Origin of the sequence: uncultured Maritalea sp. (assembly GCF_937139385.1) — a bacterium.
GTDB classification, from domain to species: domain Bacteria; phylum Pseudomonadota; class Alphaproteobacteria; order Rhizobiales; family Devosiaceae; genus Maritalea; species Maritalea porphyrae_A.
The window spans coordinates 1-5,295 of record NZ_CAKZPW010000083.1 but is presented as its reverse complement, the minus strand read 5'-3'; the positions used below and the strand labels follow the sequence as shown (position 1 = coordinate 5,295).

Genomic DNA, 5,295 nt, shown 5'->3' with positions numbered 1-5,295 from the left:
CTCCTATCTTGATATTGGAAAACAAGAAGGCGCTGAAGTGCTGGCCGGTGGCAGTCAGGCCCATTTGGGTGGAGACTTGGAGAACGGTTATTACGTTCAACCAACCGTCTTTAAGGGCAACAATAAAATGCGGATTTTCCAAGAGGAAATCTTTGGGCCCGTTGTTTCTGTGACGACCTTTAAGGATGATGAAGAAGCGCTTTCGATTGCCAATGATACGCTTTATGGGCTTGGTGCTGGTGTGTGGAGCCGTGAGGCGAACACGTGCTATCGCTTTGGCCGTGCCATTCAGGCGGGTCGTGTGTGGACAAACTGCTACCACGCTTACCCAGCTCACGCAGCGTTTGGTGGATATAAACAGTCTGGCATTGGGCGAGAAAATCACCTGAAGATGCTCGATCATTATCAGCAAACCAAAAACATGTTGGTAAGCTATTCACCGCAAAAACTTGGCTTCTTTTGATCCAATGCATGCATGAGGTCGGTTTCAAACCGGCCTCTTTTATTTTAGGGGATGGCAAATGAGCGAGAAAGTGACAGCTACACCGGCTGCATTGGAGCTGATCGCTGAAATTCAAGCCGACCACGGCGAGATCATGTTTCACCAATCGGGTGGGTGTTGTGATGGGTCTTCGCCCATGTGTTATGCGCAAGGTGATTTTTTGCTCGGGGACAATGATGTGCTGTTAGGCGAAATCGGCGGCGCACCATTTTACATTGGCGGAGATCAATATGAGGTGTGGAAACACACCAACTTAATCATCGATGTGGTGCCAGGTCGCGGGGGCATGTTTTCCCTCGACAACGGGCGAGAAAAGCGCTTCCTCACCCGTTCTGAGATTTGTGTGATATCAAGTTAGAGAGGAGGGGATTGCACCCCTCCAATCGTCCTAGTCAAGTTTGATGCGGTATTGACCAAATCCGCTTTCAGCTTCGCCAACATATTCGATGTTGACCGCTGTGACGTCGCTGATATGGTCTTTTGCTTTCGGGCCAGTTTCAAACAACACTGAAGTGCCCGGCAATGGCGCCAGTGACCAGTTACTATCTGCACTTGGGTTGATGGTGCCTTTTTCCACGATGTACCGCACGAGCACGTCACGGTTGGTATCTGGGCCAACAAAGATGATGACATCTTCTCCAAGACCTGGGAATGCCCCACCACCGCCTGCGCGGTAATTGTTGGTGGCCACAACGAACTTCTGGTTCATGTCGATTGGTTCACCATTGTAGCGCAGATCAACAATGCGGTTTGCATCAGGGTTGATCGCGTCGCCGCCTCGCGGTGGATACTTTGATGGTTGTGAAATGTCGATCTTGTACGTCACGCCATCAATCACATCAAAATTGTAAGATGGGAAATCAGGATCAGCCAATGGTTGATCTGCTTTTCCAACTTCGACTTGATTGAAAATGCCAGCTGAGCGCTCAAGCCATTCTTTAATGCCTGCACCGGTTACTTCAACCGCGCGAACGGTGTTTGGATAGAGGTACAAATCAGCCACGTTTTTGATGGCTACTGGGCCAACTGGAACATCGGTGTAATAATCAGGACCGCCACGACCGCCCGCTTTAAATGGAGCGGCTGCAGAAAGAATGGGCAAGCCTTCCCATTGGGTGCCGCGCATCATTTGTTCTGTGTACCACATTTGTGCTTGGGATACGATTTGCACGGAAGGGTCATCTGCCACAAGAGCGAAATAGGAGTGTAATTTCGCATCCGTTTGGCCAACGGCAGTGCGCACATATTCAAGCGTTTGGTCGTGCGTAGCTTGAACGGAGGCCAAAACCGCTGCGTCACTCTCAACCAGTGGGTTGACCTTACGATCGATACGTTCCGAAATTGGACGCGCTTCTGATGTGTGGGACACGATTTTCCATTCGTTGCCATCATGCTCGATAAGCAGATCGATGAGCCCCATATGTGAACCCCAGAAGCCAGCCATGACAGCCGGTTTGCCCATCAATGTGCCTTTAGCTGCGTCGACGCCTTCGATCCCGTCATATTGCGAACTTGGGAAAACATTGTGGTGGTGGCCGGTGAACACAACGTCAATGCCTTCAACGCCCGCCAAATAAAGCGAAGCGTTGCCCATCATATCGGTTTGGCCCGAGCCGTCGATGCCGGAGTGAGAAAGAGCGACGATCAGATCTGCGCCTTGTTCTTTCATTTGTGGCACATAGGCTTTTGCGGTTTGAACGATATCGCGCGTGGTGACTTTGCCGTTCAAATGTTGGAAATCCCACACCATGATTTGTGGTGGGACAAAGCCGATGAAGCCAATTTTGATTGGGCGTTTGTTGCCTGCGCCATCTGTGATTTCTTTTTCCAAAATCTTATACGGCTGGAACAAGGTTTTGTCTTTGGTTGGGTCTTCGCCCAAAACAGTGCCCATGACAATGTTGGCGCTTACGAAGGGGAACGAAGCCCCGGCTAGCGCTTTATCCAAAAAGCTTAGGCCATAGTTGAACTCGTGGTTGCCCACAGTTGCTATGTCGTAGCCAAGGGTATTCATTGCAGCAATCATGGGGTGCAGATCGCCTTCTTTGAACCCTCGTTCATAAGCGACATAGTCACCCATCGGATTGCCTTGAATGAGGTCGCCATTGTCCACGAGCATCGAGTTGGTTGCCTCTGCGCGCACGTTGGAAATCAGTGTCGCCGTGCGGGCAAGTCCCATGGTGTCGTTCGGGTTATCTGCGTAATAGTCATAAGGGAAAATCGACACGTGAATGTCGGTTGTTTCCATTAAGCGCAAATGCGCCTGTGAACTGGAAGCCATTGCCGCAAATGGATGCATTGCAATGAGTGCACCTGCGCTGGCGGTTCCTGCTAAAAAGGAACGTCTTGAAATTGAATTTAGAAGTGACATTTTAGTCCTCCGCTTATGTCATGTTGAATTTGTGCGGTTGGATCGGCGCACTTATTGGTGGGGCGGAATGTTCCGAAATATCGAGCGCTATTATCTGCGCTTCACCACCTATTGGTCGCTGAGTATGCAAGCGACGAGCGGAGTGTGTCATATTTAGACCAAATGGTAAAATGTATTTATTGTGCATGGGATCCAACCGCTATTGATGGCTTAGTGCTAGATCAGATGTGTTGCGGTTTAGCGGCAACTGGACGACAGTTTTGTGAAAATGGGGTTTCCCGGATGCGTGCAAAAGGGCTTGTATTCTAAGGGGGTGATGTTAGATGATCGACAAAGTTTAAAAGGGGATATGAGCGCATGAAATGGCAAGGTCGGGATCGCAGTTCAAATATTGAAGACCGTCGCGGCAAGCGTTCAGGTGCTTCTGGTCGTTCGACCGGACGCCGCGTGCGCATTCCAATGCCGGGTGGCCGTGCTGGCAAGGGCGGCGCTGGTGGCTTGTTGATGCTGGTTGTTGTGGTTGTGATTTCTCTGGCCCTCGGGATCAATCCGATGAGTTTGCTTGATGGTACTATTTCAACCGGTGGCGGTACCACATATCGGCCCTCTGACACCCGTCCATTGCCTGATGCGGGGAAAGATGAATTGTTTGACTTTGTTGCGGTCAACCTGAACGAAACAGAAGCGCTTTGGACGCAGGTCTTTGCTCAAAATGATATGAACTATCGCGCGCCGGTTTTGGTTGTGTTTTCTGGTTCAACCAGCTCGCCTTGCGGCACAGCAAGTGCGCAAACGGGTCCGTTTTATTGCCCTGCAGACGAAAAAATCTATTTAGACTTGGGCTTTTACGATCAGCTTCGCCGCCAGTTTGGGGCAGGTGGAGATTTTGCGCAGGCCTATGTGTTGGCACATGAAGTGGGACATCATGTGCAGCAGCTTACTGGGGTTTTGCCAGAGTTTAACAAGCAACGTCGCGCCATGAGCACCAACGAAGCCAATGCTTATTCTGTAAGGGTGGAGTTGCAAGCAGACTGTTACGCGGGTGTGTGGGCGAGCTTTGTTGGGGAAATGAACTTGCTCGAACGCGGTGATATTGCAGAAGCGCTAAATGCGGCAGAACAGATTGGTGATGACGCCATTCAAATGCGCAGCCAAGGGTTTGTGGTGCCAAAGAACTTCAACCATGGCACATCAGAACAACGCCAACGCTGGTTTGAGCGTGGATATAAAAGTGGCAATGTGGGGCAATGCGATACATTTGGTGCTGAACGGCTTTAGCCAAAAAAAATGCCCTGCCATTTGGCAGGGCATTCTTAATCTGAAGCAGTTGCTCTAAACCTACGCGTCCGCTTTTACGCCGCGCACATTGTCCAAGAAACGCTTGAACAAATAGTGGCTGTCGTGCGGGCCCGGTGATGCTTCCGGGTGATATTGTACCGAAAAGATGGGTTTTCCTTCAACCGCTAGACCGCAGTTTGATTGGTCAAACAGAGAAATGTGTGTCTGTGCGATACCAGCGGGCAAGCTGTCTGCGTCCACGGCAAAGCCGTGGTTCATCGATGTGATTTCCACTTTGCCTGTTGTGAGGTCTTTAACCGGGTGGTTTGCGCCATGGTGGCCTTGGTGCATTTTGACTGTTTTGCCGCCTAAAGCCAAAGCCAATAGTTGGTGACCCAAGCAAATGCCAAAGATTGGTTTTTCGCTGGCGATCAGTTCCTTGATGATACCAACCGCATATTCACCCGTTGCTGCAGGATCACCAGGACCATTGGACAGAAAAATGCCATCTGGGTTGAGGGCCAAAATGTCTTTGGCTGGTGTTGAAGCGCTCACCACTGTCACCGCCACACTTTCATGTGCGAGGCAGCGCAAGATGTTTGCCTTTGCACCATAGTCGATAGCTACAATGTGGTTCTTTGGATTGTCGACGGGCGAAAAGCCTTCGTTCCAAACCCAGCGATCTTGTTTCCACTCATAAGTTTTGGCGGTAGATACGTCGGCTGCAAGGTCTGCGTGTTCTAGTCCCTTGAAGCCAGCAAGGGCATTTGCAATCGCTTCTTCATCAAAAACACCGTCTGGTGCGTGGGCGATTACGCCATTTGTTAGACCGTTTTCGCGGATAAAGGAGGTGAGGGCACGTGTATCGACCCCGGCAATACCAATGATGTTTTTTTCTTTCAGCCAAGCATTCAAATGCTGTGTTGACCGATAATTTGATGGGTTGGTTATGTCGGCTTTTAGCACACACCCTTTAGCGCCTGTGTCGCTTGCATGCTCAGGTGTTTCAACATCTTGGTCGTTGGTGCCCACATTGCCGATGTGTGGAAAAGTGAAGGTAATGATTTGGCCCGCATAGGAAAGATCTGTGAGGATCTCTTGGTAGCCGGTCATGGCTGTGTTGAAGCAAACTTCACCAACAGCA

Annotated in this window: 4 protein-coding genes and 1 pseudogene; 3 read left to right on the top strand and 2 right to left on the bottom strand. The window is 50.3% G+C overall.

Features of this window, described 5'->3' with window-relative positions; genetic code table 11:
- Together adh and Q0231_RS03565 are read left to right on the top strand one after the other, a co-directional pair.
- Positions 1 to 463: pseudogene (gene adh, locus Q0231_RS03570) on the top strand (aldehyde dehydrogenase); the annotation flags it as partial.
- 58 nt (positions 464 to 521) lie between these two features.
- Positions 522 to 860: a DUF779 domain-containing protein gene (locus tag Q0231_RS03565; RefSeq protein ID WP_269395210.1), complete on the top strand. Its 339-nt coding sequence runs from the start codon at positions 522 to 524 to the stop codon at positions 858 to 860.
- 30 nt (positions 861 to 890) lie between these two features.
- Here the strand turns inward: Q0231_RS03565 and Q0231_RS03560 are convergent, their stop codons facing one another.
- Positions 891 to 2,873 carry a bifunctional 2',3'-cyclic-nucleotide 2'-phosphodiesterase/3'-nucleotidase gene (locus tag Q0231_RS03560; RefSeq protein ID WP_299345171.1) on the bottom strand — a complete coding sequence of 661 codons (1,983 nt, stop codon included), beginning with the start codon at positions 2,871 to 2,873 and terminating at the stop codon, positions 891 to 893.
- A 357-nt stretch (positions 2,874 to 3,230) separates the two neighbouring features.
- Between Q0231_RS03560 and Q0231_RS03555 the strand changes: the two genes are divergently transcribed.
- On the top strand, positions 3,231 to 4,151 hold the full coding sequence (locus tag Q0231_RS03555; RefSeq protein WP_299345168.1) for a neutral zinc metallopeptidase: 921 nt from the start codon (positions 3,231 to 3,233) through the stop codon (positions 4,149 to 4,151).
- A gap of 60 nt (positions 4,152 to 4,211) precedes the next feature.
- On the opposite strand, the gene carA is transcribed toward Q0231_RS03555, so the two are convergent.
- A partial coding sequence (carA, locus tag Q0231_RS03550; RefSeq protein WP_299345165.1) for a glutamine-hydrolyzing carbamoyl-phosphate synthase small subunit occupies positions 4,212 to 5,295 on the bottom strand: 1,084 nt, incomplete at its 5' end.

Excerpts from the sequence above, each read along its gene's own strand:
- Q0231_RS03565 (WP_269395210.1), top strand. The coding sequence starts at position 522 with ATGAGCGAGAAAGTGACAGCTACACCGGCTGCATTGGAGCTGATCGCT.
- Q0231_RS03555 (WP_299345168.1), top strand. The coding sequence starts at position 3,231 with ATGAAATGGCAAGGTCGGGATCGCAGTTCAAATATTGAAGACCGTCGC.
- Q0231_RS03560 (WP_299345171.1), bottom strand. The coding sequence starts at position 2,873 with ATGTCACTTCTAAATTCAATTTCAAGACGTTCCTTTTTAGCAGGAACC.